A 14866-nucleotide genomic window follows, 5' to 3' on the forward strand; every position below is an offset into this window, starting at 1 on the left:
GGACGTCCACCGACCCGGCGGTCATCGCCGCGCTCAGCGAACACGCGGGGCTGATCGCCGACGAGGTCCTCGCCACGGACTTCGCCCAGGGCGAGCCCGACGAGACCTACGGCCCCCCCTTCACGGACGCCCCCCTCTCCCTCACCTTCACCCTCCGCAAGTCCTAACCCCCCACAGCCGCAGCCGCCCAAGGGGCAGGACCCCTCCCACCCCAGGCGGCTGCGGCCCCTCGGTGGCCGGCCGCGCAGTTCCCCCGTGCCCCTATGGGGCGCCATCCGAACGTTGGCGAACAGGCACCGGGGTCGCCCATTTCAAGGGCGTGAGGGCCAAGGCCTTTAGGGGTGCGGGGAACTGCGCGACCAGCCACCGCGAACCGCCACTCGCACACGCACCCCCACCACCCCACCCCGTAGGCGCCCCGCAAGCGCAGCACCCCGCAGACGACACAACAGGGCGGGGCCCCGGATCGAAATCCGGGGCCCCGCCCTGTTGAACGCTGCCGACGCCTACGGCGTACTACCTACCACCGGCCGTCAGTTGTCATCCTCGTCGATCAGGAACCCTCGCATGGGCGACGGCGCCTGCCCCATCGGCGACGGCCCCTGCGGCCGAACCGGAGCCATCGGCTGGGTCATCGCCGGAGACATCTGCTGCTGTCCGCCATAGGACGGCGCGGCGGGGCTCGGCCCACCACCCATCCCCGGGTTGCCACCGTAGGACGGCGCACTCGCACCGGCCGGTGCCATCGAGGGCGCCGGGGACGGCGGCAGGGACGCCGCGGCCGGAGTACGCGGCGGAGCCAGCGAGTCGTCGGCCTGGGTCTCGAGCTGACGCAGCTGCGACTCCAGGTACGACTTCAGACGCGTCCGGTACTCCCGCTCGAAGCCCCGCAGATCCTCGACCTTGCGCTCCAGCGTGGCGCGCGCGGACTCCAGGGAGCCCATGGCCACCCGGTGCTTCTCCTGCGCGTCCCGCTCCAGCGCGTCGGCCTTGGCACGGGCGTCCCGCTCCAGACCCTCGGCGCGGCTGCGCGCCTCGCCGACGATCTTGTTGGCCTCGGAACGCGCCTCGGCGATCGCCTGGTCGGCGGTCTGCTGGGCCAGCGAGAGGACCCGCGCGGCGCTGTCGCCACCGGGACCGCCCTGACCCTGACCGGGGCCGCCCATCGGACCGCCCATGGGGCCACCCATCGGGCCGCCCATCTGCTGCTGCATGGGCGGCTGGCCACCCATGGGGCCCTGGCCCATCTGGCCCTGACCCATGGGGCCCTGACCCATCGGACCCTGCCCCATCTGTCCCTGGCCCATCTGGCCCTGACCCATGGGGCCTTGGCCCATCGGACCCTGGCCCATCTGGCCGGGACCCTGCGGGCCGCCCTGTCCGCTGGGACCGGCGGGCAGCTGCGGCGCACCGCTCGGCAGCTGGGGCGGGCCTCCCATGGGGCCGCCCATCTGCTGCTGCGGCGGGCCAGATATGCCGGCGGGCACCGGGGCGCCGGGACCAGGTCCGCGCATGCCCTGCTGCTGCGGCGGCATTCCGCCCTGCTGTTGCTGCTGCTGGTCCTGGTTCTCCGGAGGCTTGCGCATGTTCTGCTGGTTCTGGGCAGCAGCGCGCGTGGCAGCGGCCAGCTTGGCGCGCAGGTCCTCGTTCTCGCGGAGCAGACGGGTCAGTTCGGCTTCGACCTCATCGAGGAAGGCATCGACCTCGTCCTCGTCATAGCCTTCTCGGAGGCGGACGGTCGTGAACTGCTTGTTCCGCACGTCCTCGGGGGTCAACGGCATCTCTTCACCTCAACGTAGTCGTCGGCATTCGGCAAGACGGTAGGTCACATCGATCACAGCCGGCTCACGATCGAGATCAGGATGTAGACGATGATCATCAGTACGAAGAAGGACAGGTCGAGCGCCACGCCCCCGAGACGCAACGGCGGGATAACTCGCCGCAGAAGCTTGAGCGGTGGATCGGTGACAGTGTAGGTGGCCTCCAGAACGACCACCATCGCCTTGCCGGGCTGCCATGAGCGGGCGAACTGGAAGACGTAGTCCATGACCAACCGGAAGATGAGCACGATGAGGAAGCACATCAGCGCGATGTAGACGACATCCAGAACCACGCTCATGACTCGCGCTTCCCTCTCCCCTGTTACCCGTACTCGCTGTACTGCTACTTGCTGCTTCCGGTGGTGTGTCTCAGCTCTGGTTGAAGAACCCGCCCTCTGCGATGCGGGCCTTGTCCTCCGCCGTGACATCGACGTTAGCAGGCGACAACAGGAACACCTTCTGCGTCACCCGCTCGATGCTGCCGTGCAGACCGAAGACCAGACCGGCGGCAAAGTCGACAAGTCGCTTCGCGTCGATGTCGTCCATCTCGGTCAGATTCATGATCACCGGGGTGCCCTCACGGAAGTGTTCCCCGATGGTACGGGCCTCGTTGTAGGTCCGCGGGTGGAGCGTGGTGATCCGGTAAGGCTCTCTTTCGGACACGACCTTGGGCATGATCACCGGTGCGTTCTTCTCCAGGCTCGCGCGTTCTTGTGTGATGGACGCCACGGGCGCGATGCGCGCCGGACGGCCGGATTCCGCCCCCAGCGAAGTGGACCGGGCGACCGGCTCACGCGGCACCGGAGGCTGCACCACTCGTACCTCTTCGTCCCTTTGGGACTGATGTGCGACGTGCGACTGGTGGGACGGCTCGTGCCGTCGGTGATCCCGCTCCAGCTCAGGGTCGAGCTCGGGTTCGAAGTCGTCATCGGGGTCAAAACCCCGGCCGTCGTACCCATCGTCCTCCACGAGGCCGAGGTAGACCGCCATCTTGCGCATCGCGCCGGCCATGCTCTGAGTCCTCCGCTCTGTGGTGGATCGACCGACTACTGCCAAGTGCCCGTGATCCACGAGGTCGTTATGCCCGCCTGTGGCGAGAATGACCATATTTTCTGCTGTGGTCCGACTTCCTGGCGACGTTACCCGAGCCCGGCACGGACTCCGAGTACCGCACTGCCGACGCGCACATGTGTCGCCCCGGCCGCGACGGCCTGTTCAAGGTCCGCACTCATCCCTGCGGAGACCATGGTGGCAGCCGGATGGGTTCGGCGCAGGTCAGTCGACAAATCCATCAGCCGGTCGAAGGCGGCTTGTTGCCGTCCGGCGAACTCCCCGGTGAGCGGAGCGACGGTCATCAGCCCGCCCAGCCGCAGCCCCTCCGCCGAGGCGACGACATCGGCCAACTCGCCGATCCCGCCCGGGGCCACGCCGCCGCGCTCACCCCGCTCGCTCTCCCCCGCGTCGAGAGCCACCTGAAGGAGACACTCCAGTTCGCGCCCCGCCCGCACGGCCTCCTTCGACAGGGCCGTGACCAGCCGGGCCCGGTCGACGGACTGCACGACATCCGCGTAACCCACCACGGACCGCACCTTGTTGGTCTGCAACTGGCCGACGAAGTGCCAGACGAGCGGCAGGTCGGCGCAGTCGGCCGCCTTGGGCGCGGCGTCCTGGTCGCGGTTCTCGGCGACGTGCCGCACACCGAGTTCGGAGAGAATGCGCACATCGCTCGCGGGGTAGGTCTTGGTGACGACGATGAGGGTCACCTCCGCGCGCTCGCGCCCGGCCTTCGCGCACGCGGCGGCGATACGCTCCTCAACTCGCGCCAGATTCCCGGCGATTTCGTCCTTACGGTCCGTCATGCGTCATCAGTCCAGCCAGACATAGCCCGCGAGCCGACCGGTGGTGCGGTCGCGGCGGTACGAGAAGTGGTCGCCCGATTCACGCGTGCACACCGGTGAGCGCTCCCGGTCGCGTACCCCGAGGCGTTCGAGCTGGGCGTGCACGCCGGCGGTCACGTCCACCGCGGGAGTGCCCCACCTCGTCTCGGCGTGCGCCGCCGGCTCGACGGCGGTCACGTCGGCGCGCATCTCTTCGGGGACTTCGTAGCACCGGCCGCAGACGGCGGGTCCGGTGCGGGCGACGATCCGGGCGGGATCGGCGCCGAGTTCGGTCATGGCCCGCACGGCGGCGGGCACGATCCCGGCGACCAGGCCGGGCCGGCCCGCGTGGGCCGCGGCGACGACACCGGCGACCGGGTCGGCCAGCAGCACCGGGACACAGTCGGCGGTGAGGACCGCGAGGGCGAGTCCGCGCCGGGCGGTGACCAGGGCGTCGACCTCGGGCACCGGCCGCTCGCCCCAGGGGGCGTCGACGACGACGGCGTCGGCGCCGTGCACCTGGTTCATCCACACCACGGACGAGGCGTCCAGGCCGAGGGACTTGGCCGCCGACTCCCGGTTGGCGCGGACGGCCTCCGGGTCGTCGCCGACCGCGCCGCCGAGGTTGAGCTCCGCGTACGGAACGGCGCTCACTCCGCCCCACCGATCGGTGAAGGCGAAGTGCGCGCCGCTCGCGGTGCTCGTTTCGGAGCGCTGTCCTATCACTTGAGGAAGTCCGGCACGTCCAGTTCCTCGGCGGCGCTGTCCGAGTAGGTCCGCGACGGCGGGACCGGCGGGTTGACCGGGAGGTCGGCCACCGGCTCGGGCGCGGGCTCCGGGTCCTCCTTCGGCGTGACGCTGCCGAGCGAGCCGAACGACGGCCGGTCGGCGGGCTGCCGTACCGGGGTCGGCTCCTCGCGGCGGGCCGAGGCGGCCGAGGACGACTGGAGCACGTTGTCGCGGCGGGCCGGCGGCTGACCGCCGTCGAAGCCGGCCGCGATGACGGTGACCCGGACCTCGTCGCCGAGCGCGTCGTCGATGACCGCGCCGAAGATGATGTTGGCCTCCGGATGGGCGGCCTCACTGACCAGTTGGGCGGCCTCGTTGATCTCGAACAGGCCGAGGTCGGAGCCGCCGGAGATGGAGAGCAGCACGCCCCGGGCGCCGTCGATGGACGCCTCCAGGAGCGGCGAGGAGATCGCCATCTCGGCCGCGGCCACCGCGCGGTCGTCGCCGCGGGCCGAGCCGATGCCCATGAGGGCCGAACCGGCCTCGGACATCACGGACTTGACGTCGGCGAAGTCGAGGTTGATCAGACCGGGCGTGGTGATGAGGTCGGTGATGCCCTGGACGCCGGAGAGCAGGACCTGGTCGGCCGACTTGAAGGCGTCGAGGACCGAGACCTGGCGGTCCGAGATGGACAGCAGCCGGTCGTTCGGGATGACGATGAGGGTGTCGACCTCTTCGCGGAGTTCGGCGATGCCGTCCTCGGCCTGGTTGGCCCGGCGCCGTCCCTCGAAGGTGAACGGGCGGGTGACCACGCCGATGGTGAGGGCGCCGAGGTTGCGCGCGATGTTGGCCACGACGGGCGCGCCGCCGGTGCCGGTGCCGCCGCCTTCACCGGCCGTCACGAAGACCATGTCGGCCCCCTTGAGGACCTCCTCGATCTCCTCGCGGTGGTCCTCGGCGGCCTTGCGGCCCACGGCCGGGTTGGCGCCGGCGCCGAGTCCGCGCGTCAGTTCGCGACCGACGTCGAGCTTGACGTCGGCGTCGCTCATCAACAGAGCTTGCGCGTCCGTGTTGATGGCGATGAACTCGACGCCCTTGAGACCGACCTCGATCATCCGGTTGATGGCATTGACACCACCGCCGCCGACACCGATGACTTTGATGACTGCGAGGTAGTTCTGCGGTGCTGCCACGTCGAAGGCCTCTCGCCTCGAGTTACGTGTCGTCGCGTCGCACGGGATGCGAGGCGCCGACTGATGCCGAATGGGGCGGTCCGTATCGCCGACCCGAACCCTAACGTTGAAGTTTAGGGTTACCAGTGTGACTGTTCGCTGGACTCTTCCGAACAGGACACTAAGTCGACAAGTGGCGCACGTTCAACGAACACGCCGAACCTCCCGTTTTTCTTTTCACCCTATGTGATCAGCCATAGCAGTGCCCAACCAGGGTGCTGGCCTGGGCGAATGTGCGTCAACTCGCGGACGACGCGGGGGCGGTGGGAACGCTCACGTCGAAGTGCCGGGCGTCCGGGGCCGCTTTCATCAGAGCGGTGAGCGTACGCCCCTTCGCGTCACCGTCCTCACCACTTCCCCACGCGACGGTCCGCCCGCCGCTCAACTCCAGCGAGATGTCGTCGTAGGAAAGCACCTTGACGGTCCGGGTGGTGCGCAGGGCGGCGTCCGGAACGGCGTCGGCGACCCGTACCGCCTCCCGGATCAGCCGGCTCTCGCCGAAGCGGCGCAGGCTCGCGGCGGACGAACCCGATCGGGAAAGACTCAATTCCAGTGCGGGAACGCCTTTTGGCGCACTCTCAACTGTGGCGAAACGGACACCTTTCCGGTCCACTTCGATGAATTTTCCACCCTTTTGAACCGTCAGAACTGGTACACGTTCGGTCACTTTGAGGCCGATTCCATGTGGCCAGGAACGGACCACGTCGACCGAGTCGATCCGTCGGAGTTTTCTGATCAGACGTGACTGGATCGCATCGGTGTCGACGGAAATCAGCGGTGCTCCGACCGGAACATCCGCCGCTTCACGCACCTGCCCGGGGGTCAGGACGACCGCACCGGAGACCCCGACGCGCTCGACACGGGTCCACTGAGATCCGTACAACACCCAGACGGTGCCCGCTCCGAGGAGGACCAGCGCGACGGCAAGAACGATGATCGTACGAAGCTGCTTCGGTCCGGGCCTGCGGAACGTCGCGAGCCTTTTGAGCCGCCGGAGAAGGGGCGAGCCGGACGACTCCTGCTGGCGTTCACCGCGTTCGACGGTGGAAGTTCCGGCCACGCCCCACGCACTCTCCTTCTTCTGTCGGCTCACTCGCCTCAGCGGCGGTGCGAGGCGATCGCCTCGTACACCATGGCGACGAGCAGCTCGTCGGCGTCCCGGCGGCCGAACTCGGCGGCGGCGCGGGACATTTCGTACAGCCGGTGCGGGTCGGCGAGCACGGGCAGGACATTGCCGCGCACCCAATCGGGCGTCAGCTCCGCGTCGTCGACCAGCAGTCCGCCGCCGGCCTTCACCACCGGCTGGGCGTTCAGCCGCTGTTCGCCGTTGCCGATGGGCAGCGGGACGTAGACGGCCGGGAGTCCGACGGCGGAGAGTTCAGCGACGGTCATCGCGCCCGCGCGGCAGAGCATCATGTCGGCCGCGGCGTACGCGAGGTCCATCCGGTCCACGTAACTTACCGGGATATACGGGGGCATTCCCGGCATCTGCTGTACGTGGGGCAGTTCGTTCTTCGGGCCGACCGCGTGCAGGATCTGGATGCCGGCCTGCTGGAGCCACGGGGCGACCTGCTGGATCACCTCGTTGAGCCGCCGGGCGCCCTGGGAGCCGCCGGAGACCAGCAGGGTGGGCAGGTTGGGGTCGAGGCCGAACAGCGCGCGTGCCTCGGGGCGGGCCGCCGCCCGGTCCAGGGTGGCGATGGAACGGCGCAGCGGGATGCCGATGTAACGGGCGCCCCGCAGCTTGTTGTCGGGCGTGGAGACGGCCACCTGCGCCGCGTAGCGCGAGCCGATCTTGTTGGCGAGGCCGGGGCGGGCGTTGGCCTCGTGGATCACGATCGGCACGCCGAGGCGCTTGGCCGCGAGGTAGCCGGGCAGCGCCACGTAGCCGCCGAAGCCGACCACGGCGTCGGCCTTGACGCGCTCCAGGATCTGTTCGGTCGCCTTGATCGTGCCGCGCAGCCGGCCCGGGACGGTGATCAGCTCGGGGGTCGGCTTACGGGGCAGCGGCACGGCCGGGATCAGCGCGAGATCGTACCCCCGCTGCGGGACGAGCTGCGTCTCCAGGCCCCGTTCCGTGCCCAGAGCCGTGATCCCCACGGTCGGGTCCTGCCTGCGCAGGGCGTCCGCGAGGGCGAGCGCGGGCTCGATGTGGCCGGCGGTCCCCCCACCGGCGAGTACGACATGCACCGAAATTCACCGCTCTCCGGACGAACGCGCCGCCTAGGCACGCCGTCGCATCGTGTTCCATCTCCGAGGCCCCCGCTCCAGCCTGGCGCCTCCCGCCCGCTTTCTACCAAAGCGGGGTTGCCGCAAGGAAAGCGCCGCCCGCGCACCGGGTTCGTCACGCGCGAAGGCGATCAGCAGTCCGATGGCGAACATGGTCGGCAGCAGGGCTGACCCTCCGTAGGAGAACAGCGGGAGCGGAACACCGGCGATCGGCAGCAGGCCGAGCACCGCACCGATGTTGATCACGGCCTGCGCCGTGATCCAGGTGGTCACGCCTCCCGCGGCATACCTCACGAAGGGGTCCTCCGTGCGTCCGGCCACGCGGATACCCGCATAGCCTAGAGCCGCGAAGAGGGCGAGCACCGACACCGTCCCCGCCAGACCCAGTTCCTCACCGGTGACGGCGAAGATGAAGTCCGTGTGGGCTTCGGGGAGTTGACCCCATTTTTCCACACTCGCGCCGAGCCCCGAGCCGAAGATCCCGCCGGAGGCCAGGGCGTAGATGCCGTGCACGGCCTGCCAGCAGTCGACCGGCCCTGACTGGGGTTCGGTGGCGCCGATGCAGGCGAGCCGGGCCATCCGGTTGGGGCTGGTCCTGATGAGGATCACGCCGATGGTGGTGGCGACCGACAGCACACCGACGAAGAGCCGGGTCGGGGCGCCGGCCAGCCAGAGCAGGCCGAACAGGATCGCCGTCAGGATGATCGCCGTTCCCATGTCGCCGCCGAGCATGATCAGTCCGAGCAGCAGGAAGGCGACCGGGACCAGCGGGACCAGCATGTGCTTCCACTGGTTCAGGAGGTTCTTGTCCTGTTTGCGGGCGAGCAGGTCGGCGGACCACAGGACCAGCGCCAGCTTGCCGAACTCGCTGGGCTGGATCTGGAAGGAGCCGCCCAGCGAGATCCAGTTCTGGTTGCCGTTGACGGAGATCCCTATCCCGGGCACCTGCACCAGGGCCATCAGGAAGACCGCGCCGGCCAGGATCGGGTAGGCCAGGCCCCGGTGCAGCTTCACCGGCATCCGGGACGCCACGAAGAGGAGCACCCCGCCGATCACGGCGGCCAGCAACTGCTTGCGGAAGAAGTACGAGCCGGGCAACGACATCTGCAACGCCGTGATCTGGGAGGCCGAGTAGACCATCACCAGGCCGAGCACGGTGATCAGCAGGCTGCCGCCGAGGATCAGGTAGTACGCCGTGAGCGGACGGTCCAGGGCCCGCTTGGCGGTGAGGTACTGCCGGCTGAGGGGATTGTCGCGCGGCGCCCGGACGGCGGCGGGGCGTCGGGCGGCCCGCTGCACGGGCGGCCTGCCGGTACGGCTACCGGGCATCGGGTCCTCCGCTGTACGTCGGCCTCGACGATCCCACGCGTCCCTCCCAGGGTCGCCCGGCGGGCGGCCGGGTCAGGCGCCGAGTTCGCCGACCGCCTGGGCGAACGCGTCGCCGCGCTTGTTGTAGTTGACGAACATGTCCATCGAGGCGCAGGCCGGGGCCAACAGCACGGTGTCGCCCGCCTGTGCGAGCCGGCGCGCCTCGCGGACGGCCGCGAGCATCGCACCAGTGTCGGTCCGGTCGAGGTCGACGACGGGGACTTCCGGGGCGTGTCGCGCCAGGGCGTCGCGGATCAGGGCGCGTTCGGCGCCGATGAGCACCACGCCCCGCAGCCGCTTGGCGGACGCGGCGACCAACTCGTCGAAGCTGGCCCCCTTGGCGAGTCCGCCGGCGATCCAGACGATGGACTCGTAGGCCGCCAACGAGGCTTGTGCGGCATGGGTGTTGGTGGCCTTGGAGTCGTCGACGTAGGCGACGCCGTCCAGGTCGGCCACGTGGGCGATCCGGTGGGCGTCCGGGGTGAAGTTCCGCAGGCCGTCCCGGACTGCCTTGGCGGGCACGCCGAACGCGCGCGCGAGGGCCGCCGCGGCAAGGGCGTTGGCGATGTTGTGCGGCGCGGGCGGGGTGACGTCGGAGATCTCCGCCAGCTCCTGCGCGTTCTTCTGCCGGTTCTCGACGAAGGCGCGGTCGACCAGGATGCCGTCCACGACGCCGAGTTGGGACGGGCCCGGGGTGCCGAGGGTGAACCCGACGGCCCGGCAGCCCTCTTCGACGTCGGCCTCGCGGACCAGCGCCTCGGTGGCCGGGTCGGCGGCGTTGTAGACGCAGGCGACCCGATTGCCCTCGTAGATACGGCCCTTGTCGGCGGCGTACGCCTCCATGGAGCCGTGCCAGTCGAGGTGATCGGGGGCGAGGTTGAGGACGGCGGCGGAGTGCGCGCGCAGCGAGGGCGCCCAGTGCAGCTGGTAGCTGGAGAGTTCGACGGCGAGGACGTCGTACGGTTCGTCGCCGAGGACGGCGTCGAGCAGGGAGACGCCGATGTTGCCGACGGCGGCCGTGCGCAGTCCCGCCGCCTTCAGGATGGCGGCGAGCATCTGGACGGTGGTGGTCTTGCCGTTGGTGCCGGTGACGGCGAGCCAGGGCGGGGCGTCCGGGCCGCGCAGCCGCCAGGCCAGCTCGACGTCGCCCCAGATCTCAAGGCCGGCCGCGCGGGCCGCCGTGAACAGCGGCTTGCCGGGCTTCCAGCCGGGTGCGGTGACGACGAGGTCGGTGCCTTCGGGCAGGGTGTCGCCGTCGCCGAGGCGGACGGTGATGCCGAGCGCCTCCAGGGCGGCGGCCTGTTCACGCGCGCGTGCGTCGTCGCCGTCGTTGACGACCGTGACGCGTGCCCCGCGCGCGTGCAGCGCCCTGGCCGCCGGGACGCCGGAGATGCCGAGTCCGGCGACCGTGACGTGCTGGCCCTGGAACTGTGAGAGTCCCGACAGCCCGGAAGACACCGAGGAGGTCACTTGTCCGCTGCCCATCCCGCGTAGAAGAGGCCGAGGCCGACGATCACGCAGATGCCCTGGATGATCCAGAAGCGGACCACGACGAGCACCTCGGACCAGCCCTTGAGTTCGAAGTGGTGCTGGAGTGGTGCCATCCGGAAGACGCGCTTGCCGGTGAGCCGGAAGGAGCCGACCTGGATGACGACCGACATGGTGATGAGGACGAACAGGCCGCCGAGGATGGCGATCAGCAGTTCGGTGCGGGAGAGGATCGCCAGGCCCGCGAGGACACCGCCGAGCGCCAGTGAACCGGTGTCGCCCATGAAGATCTTGGCGGGCGAGGTGTTCCACCACAGGAAGCCGAGGCAGGCGCCCATCAGCGCGGCGGAGACCACCGCGAGGTCGAGCGGGTCACGCACCTCGTAGCAGGCGTTGGGGTTGGTGAGGGTCGTCGCGTTGGCGCAGGACTCCTGGTACTGCCAGACGCCGATGAAGGTGTAGGCGCCGAAGACCAGGACGGAGGCGCCGGTGGCGAGGCCGTCCAGACCGTCGGTGAGGTTCACGCCGTTGGACAGGGCGAGGATCATGAACAGCGCCCAGACCACGAACAGCACCGGGCCGATCGTCCAGCCGAAGTCCGTGATGAACGACAGCTTCGTGGACGCCGGGGTGTTGCCGCGGGCGTCGGCGAACTGGAGCGACAGGACCGCGAAGGTGATGCCGACGATCAGCTGGCCGGCCATCTTCGCCTTGGCCCGCAGACCGAGCGAGCGGCGCTTGACGATCTTGATGTAGTCGTCCAGGAAGCCGACCATGCCCATGCCGACCATCAGGCCGAGCACCAGGATGCCGGAGAGGGTCGGGGTGGCCGGCTTGTCGGTGGTCCAGCTGGTGACCACCTTGGAGAGGAAGTAGGCGGCGACCGTCGCGAAGATGAAGGCGATACCGCCCATCGTCGGCGTTCCGCGCTTGCTGGCGTGCTCGCGCGGGCCGTCGTCGCGGATGTACTGCCCGTAGCCCTTGCGGGCCAGGAGCTTGATCAGCAGCGGGGTGCCGATCAGTGTCAGGAAGAGGCCAATGACTCCTGCGAACAGGATCTGCTTCATCATCGGGCAGCGACCTCACCCTCGGAGGCGGCTCCGACGAGCGCCTGCGCCACGCTCTCCAGACCGACCGACCGGGACGCCTTCACGAGAACGACGTCTCCCGGGCGCAACTCGCTGCGCAGCAGGTCGATCGCCGCCTGTGCGTCGGACACGTGCACCGACTCCTCACCCCACGAACCCTCGTTATATGCGCCCAGTTGCAGCCAGGACGCCTCTTGGCCCCCGACCGCGACGAGCTTGCCGACATTGAGCCGGACGGCGAGCCGTCCGACCGCGTCGTGCTCGGCGAGCGCCTCGTCCCCCAGCTCGGCCATCTTGCCGAGCACCGCCCAGGTCCGCCGCCCCCTGCCCATGGCCGCGAGCGCGCGCAGGGCCGCCCGCATGGACTCGGGGTTGGCGTTGTAGGCGTCGTTGACGATCGTCACACCGTCCGGGCGCTCGGTGACCTCCATCCGCCAGCGGGAGAGGGAGCCCGCCTCGGAGAGCGCGGTGGCGATCTCTGGTACGGACATGCCCAGCTCATGGGCGACGGCTGCCGCGGCGAGCGCGTTCGACACGTGGTGCTCACCGTACAGGCGCATGGTCACATCGCTTGCACCGGAGGGTGTGTGGAGCCTGAAGGCGGGCTGTCCGGTGTCCGTGAGTCGCACGTTCTCGGCGCGTACGTCCGCTTCGGCCGACTCTCCGAAAAGGAGCACCTTCGCCCGTGTACGGGAGGCCATGGCCCGCACCAGCGGGTCGTCCGCGTTGAGGATCGCGGTCCCGTCGGCCGGCAGCGCCTCCACCAACTCGCCCTTGGCCAGGGCGATCTGCTCCCGGCCGCCGAACTCGCCGATGTGGGCGGTGCCGACGTTGAGGACCAACCCGACCTTGGGGGGCGTCAGTTCGGTGAGGTAGCGGATGTGGCCGATGCCCCGGGCGCCCATCTCCAGGATCAGGAAGCGGGTCTGCTCGGTGGCGCTGAGCGCGGTCAGCGGCAGCCCGATCTCGTTGTTGAACGAGCCGGGTGTGAAGACCGTCGGCGCGGCGCGTGAGAGGACCTGGGCGATCAGGTCCTTGGTGCTGGTCTTGCCCGCCGAGCCGGTGAGCGCCACGAGGGTCGCCCCGAGCCGCTGCACGACGTGCCGGGCGAGGGCGCCGAGGGCGCGCTGGACGTCGTCGACGACGATCGCCGGGACGCCGACCGGGCGGGACGCCAGGACGGCGACGGCACCCGCCTCGACGACCTGGGCGGCGTAGTCGTGCCCGTCGACGTGTTCGCCGACGAAGGCGACGAACAGGCTGCCGGGCACCACCTCACGGGAGTCCCGGACGACCGGAGCGGTGACCTGGACGGACCGATCCGGTATGTCGTGCGTCTGCCCGCCGACGACTGCTGCGATCTCGGCGAGAGAGAGGGCGATCACAAGTTCATCCCTGGGTCTGCTGGATAGCTTCGCGAAGCACCTGGCGGTCGTCGAAGGGACGCACCACCCCGGCGATGTCCTGGCCCTGCTCGTGTCCCTTGCCCGCGACCAGCACGGTGTCGCCGGGGCGGGCCCGGGCGACGGCGGCGGCGATGGCGGCGGCCCGGTCCTCGAAGACCTGTACCTCGCCGCGTTCGTGCGCGGGCACCGTGGCGGCGCCCTGGAGCATGGTGGCGAGGATCGCGAGGGGGTCCTCGGAGCGGGGGTTGTCGGAGGTCAGTACGGCCGTGTCGGCGAGCCGGGCGGCGGCGGCGCCCATCGGCTCGCGTTTGGTCGTGTCGCGGTCCCCGCCGCAGCCGAGCACGATGTGCAGGCTGCCCTCGGTGACCCGGCGCAGGGCGCGCAGCACGGATTCGACGGCGTCCGTCTTGTGGGCGTAGTCGACCACCGCGAGATACGGCTGCCCGGCGTCGATCCGTTCGAGGCGGCCCGGCACCCCGGGGACCGCGGCGATGCCGTCGGCGGCGGTCTGCGGGTCGATGCCCGCGGCGGCCAGGGCGACGATCGCGGCGAGGGTGTTGGCGACGTTGAAGGGGGCCGGCAGCGGGGACCGGGCGGTGATCCGCTCGCCCTCGGGGCCGACGGCGACGAACGTGGCGTCCATCGGGCCGACCCGGACGTCCGCGGCGCGCCAGTCGGCGTCGGGGTGGCCCTCGGCGGAGAAGGTGATGACGGGGACGCCGGACTCCTTGGCGAGCCGGCGGCCGTACTCGTCGTCGGCGTTGACCACGCCGAGCCTGCTGCGGGCCGGGGTGAACAGCTGGGCCTTGGCCTGGAAGTAGTCCTCAAGGCCGGAGTGGAACTCCATGTGCTCCGGGCTGAGGTTGGTGAAGACGGCGACGTCGAAGACGCAGCCGTCGACCCGGCCCAGGACCAGTGCGTGGCTGGAGACCTCCATGGCGACCGCGTCGACGCCGCGTTCCCGCATGACGGCGAAGAGGGCCTGGAGGTCGGTGGCCTCGGGGGTGGTGCGCTCGGACTTGATGCGTTCGTCGCCGATGCGCATCTCGACCGTGCCGATCAGCCCGGTGCTGCGGACGGTGCGCAGACCGCCCTCGACGAGGTAGGCGGTGGTGGTCTTGCCGGAGGTCCCGGTGATGCCGATCTGGAGGAGGTCGGGGCCCGGGTGGCCGTAGATGGTGGCCGCGAGTTCGCCCATCCCGGCGCGTGGGTTGTCGACGACCAGGACCGGCAGTCCGGTGGCGGCGGCGCGGTCGGCGCCGGTCGGGTCGGTCAGCACCGCGACCGCGCCGAGGCCCGCGGCCTGGGTGACGAAGTCGGCGCCGTGCAGCCGGGCCCCGGGCAGGGCGGCGTACAGGTCGCCGGGGCGGACGGCGCGCGAGTCATGGGTGATGCCCGTGACGTCGGCCGTGGCGCGCGGCGCGGCGGCTTCGAGCTGATCGGCGAGTTCCGCGAGGGGTGTGGCGGAGACCTGAACCGGTCGTGGCGGCCCCGGATAGGTCACGGAAGCGCCCTTCTGGGTGGTTTGGGAGTGATCAGCGTGTGGCACGGCGGTGAGCGTACCGGGCCCACCCGCCTGCGGGCGAAGTGAGGGGCGAGTGCCCGTTCGGTTGTCCGGGTCGGGAGTGA

At 70.2% G+C, this 14866-nt stretch carries 13 protein-coding genes; all 13 read right to left on the reverse strand.

Features of this window, described 5'->3' with window-relative positions; translation table 11 throughout:
- Positions 1 to 533: 533 nt before the first annotated feature.
- The 13 genes from ACIQOU_RS24630 to ACIQOU_RS24690 all read right to left on the reverse strand — a co-directional run bounded on the left by ACIQOU_RS24630 (position 534) and on the right by ACIQOU_RS24690 (position 14741).
- On the reverse strand, positions 534 to 1781 hold the full coding sequence (locus tag ACIQOU_RS24630) for a DivIVA domain-containing protein (protein WP_401539042.1): 1248 nt from the start codon (positions 1779 to 1781) through the stop codon (positions 534 to 536).
- A 53-nt stretch (positions 1782 to 1834) separates the two neighbouring features.
- Positions 1835 to 2119, reverse strand: a complete 285-nt coding sequence (locus ACIQOU_RS24635) for a YggT family protein (protein WP_030248691.1) — start codon at positions 2117 to 2119, stop codon at positions 1835 to 1837.
- Positions 2120 to 2189: 70 nt separating this feature from the next.
- A complete protein-coding gene (locus tag ACIQOU_RS24640) occupies positions 2190 to 2831 on the reverse strand; it encodes a cell division protein SepF (RefSeq protein ID WP_401539044.1) in 642 nt (213 codons plus the stop codon).
- A 128-nt stretch (positions 2832 to 2959) separates the two neighbouring features.
- On the reverse strand, positions 2960 to 3679 hold the full coding sequence (locus tag ACIQOU_RS24645) for a YggS family pyridoxal phosphate-dependent enzyme (protein ID WP_401539046.1): 720 nt from the start codon (positions 3677 to 3679) through the stop codon (positions 2960 to 2962).
- Between the two features lie 6 nt (positions 3680 to 3685).
- Positions 3686 to 4423: a peptidoglycan editing factor PgeF gene (gene pgeF, locus ACIQOU_RS24650; protein ID WP_401539048.1), complete on the reverse strand. Its 738-nt coding sequence runs from the start codon at positions 4421 to 4423 to the stop codon at positions 3686 to 3688.
- Positions 4420 to 5619: a cell division protein FtsZ gene (gene ftsZ, locus ACIQOU_RS24655; RefSeq protein ID WP_401539050.1), complete on the reverse strand. Its 1200-nt coding sequence runs from the start codon at positions 5617 to 5619 to the stop codon at positions 4420 to 4422. Before ftsZ ends, pgeF begins: the two co-directional genes overlap by 4 nt.
- A 277-nt stretch (positions 5620 to 5896) precedes the next feature.
- Positions 5897 to 6718 carry a cell division protein FtsQ/DivIB gene (locus tag ACIQOU_RS24660; protein WP_401539052.1) on the reverse strand — a complete coding sequence of 274 codons (822 nt, stop codon included), beginning with the start codon at positions 6716 to 6718 and terminating at the stop codon, positions 5897 to 5899.
- A gap of 38 nt (positions 6719 to 6756) precedes the next feature.
- Positions 6757 to 7848, reverse strand: coding sequence for an undecaprenyldiphospho-muramoylpentapeptide beta-N-acetylglucosaminyltransferase (gene murG / locus ACIQOU_RS24665; RefSeq protein ID WP_401539053.1), 1092 nt, complete (start codon positions 7846 to 7848; stop codon positions 6757 to 6759).
- Positions 7849 to 7881: 33 nt separating this feature from the next.
- Positions 7882 to 9216: a putative lipid II flippase FtsW gene (gene ftsW / locus ACIQOU_RS24670; RefSeq protein ID WP_401539054.1), complete on the reverse strand. Its 1335-nt coding sequence runs from the start codon at positions 9214 to 9216 to the stop codon at positions 7882 to 7884.
- A 72-nt stretch (positions 9217 to 9288) separates the two neighbouring features.
- On the reverse strand, positions 9289 to 10740 hold the full coding sequence (gene murD / locus ACIQOU_RS24675) for a UDP-N-acetylmuramoyl-L-alanine--D-glutamate ligase (RefSeq protein WP_401539055.1): 1452 nt from the start codon (positions 10738 to 10740) through the stop codon (positions 9289 to 9291).
- Positions 10722 to 11810, reverse strand: a complete 1089-nt coding sequence (mraY, locus tag ACIQOU_RS24680) for a phospho-N-acetylmuramoyl-pentapeptide-transferase (RefSeq protein ID WP_401539658.1) — start codon at positions 11808 to 11810, stop codon at positions 10722 to 10724. The genes murD and mraY overlap by 19 nt, the downstream gene beginning before the upstream one ends.
- Positions 11810 to 13216, reverse strand: a complete 1407-nt coding sequence (gene murF / locus ACIQOU_RS24685) for a UDP-N-acetylmuramoyl-tripeptide--D-alanyl-D-alanine ligase (protein WP_401539057.1) — start codon at positions 13214 to 13216, stop codon at positions 11810 to 11812. The genes mraY and murF overlap by 1 nt, the downstream gene beginning before the upstream one ends.
- A 4-nt stretch (positions 13217 to 13220) precedes the next feature.
- A complete protein-coding gene (locus ACIQOU_RS24690; RefSeq protein WP_401539058.1) occupies positions 13221 to 14741 on the reverse strand; it encodes a UDP-N-acetylmuramoyl-L-alanyl-D-glutamate--2,6-diaminopimelate ligase in 1521 nt (506 codons plus the stop codon).
- Between the last annotated feature and the right edge of the window lie 125 nt (positions 14742 to 14866).

Origin of the sequence: Streptomyces sp. NPDC091279 (genome assembly GCF_044757465.1) — a bacterium.
Classification (GTDB): domain Bacteria; phylum Actinomycetota; class Actinomycetes; order Streptomycetales; family Streptomycetaceae; genus Streptomyces.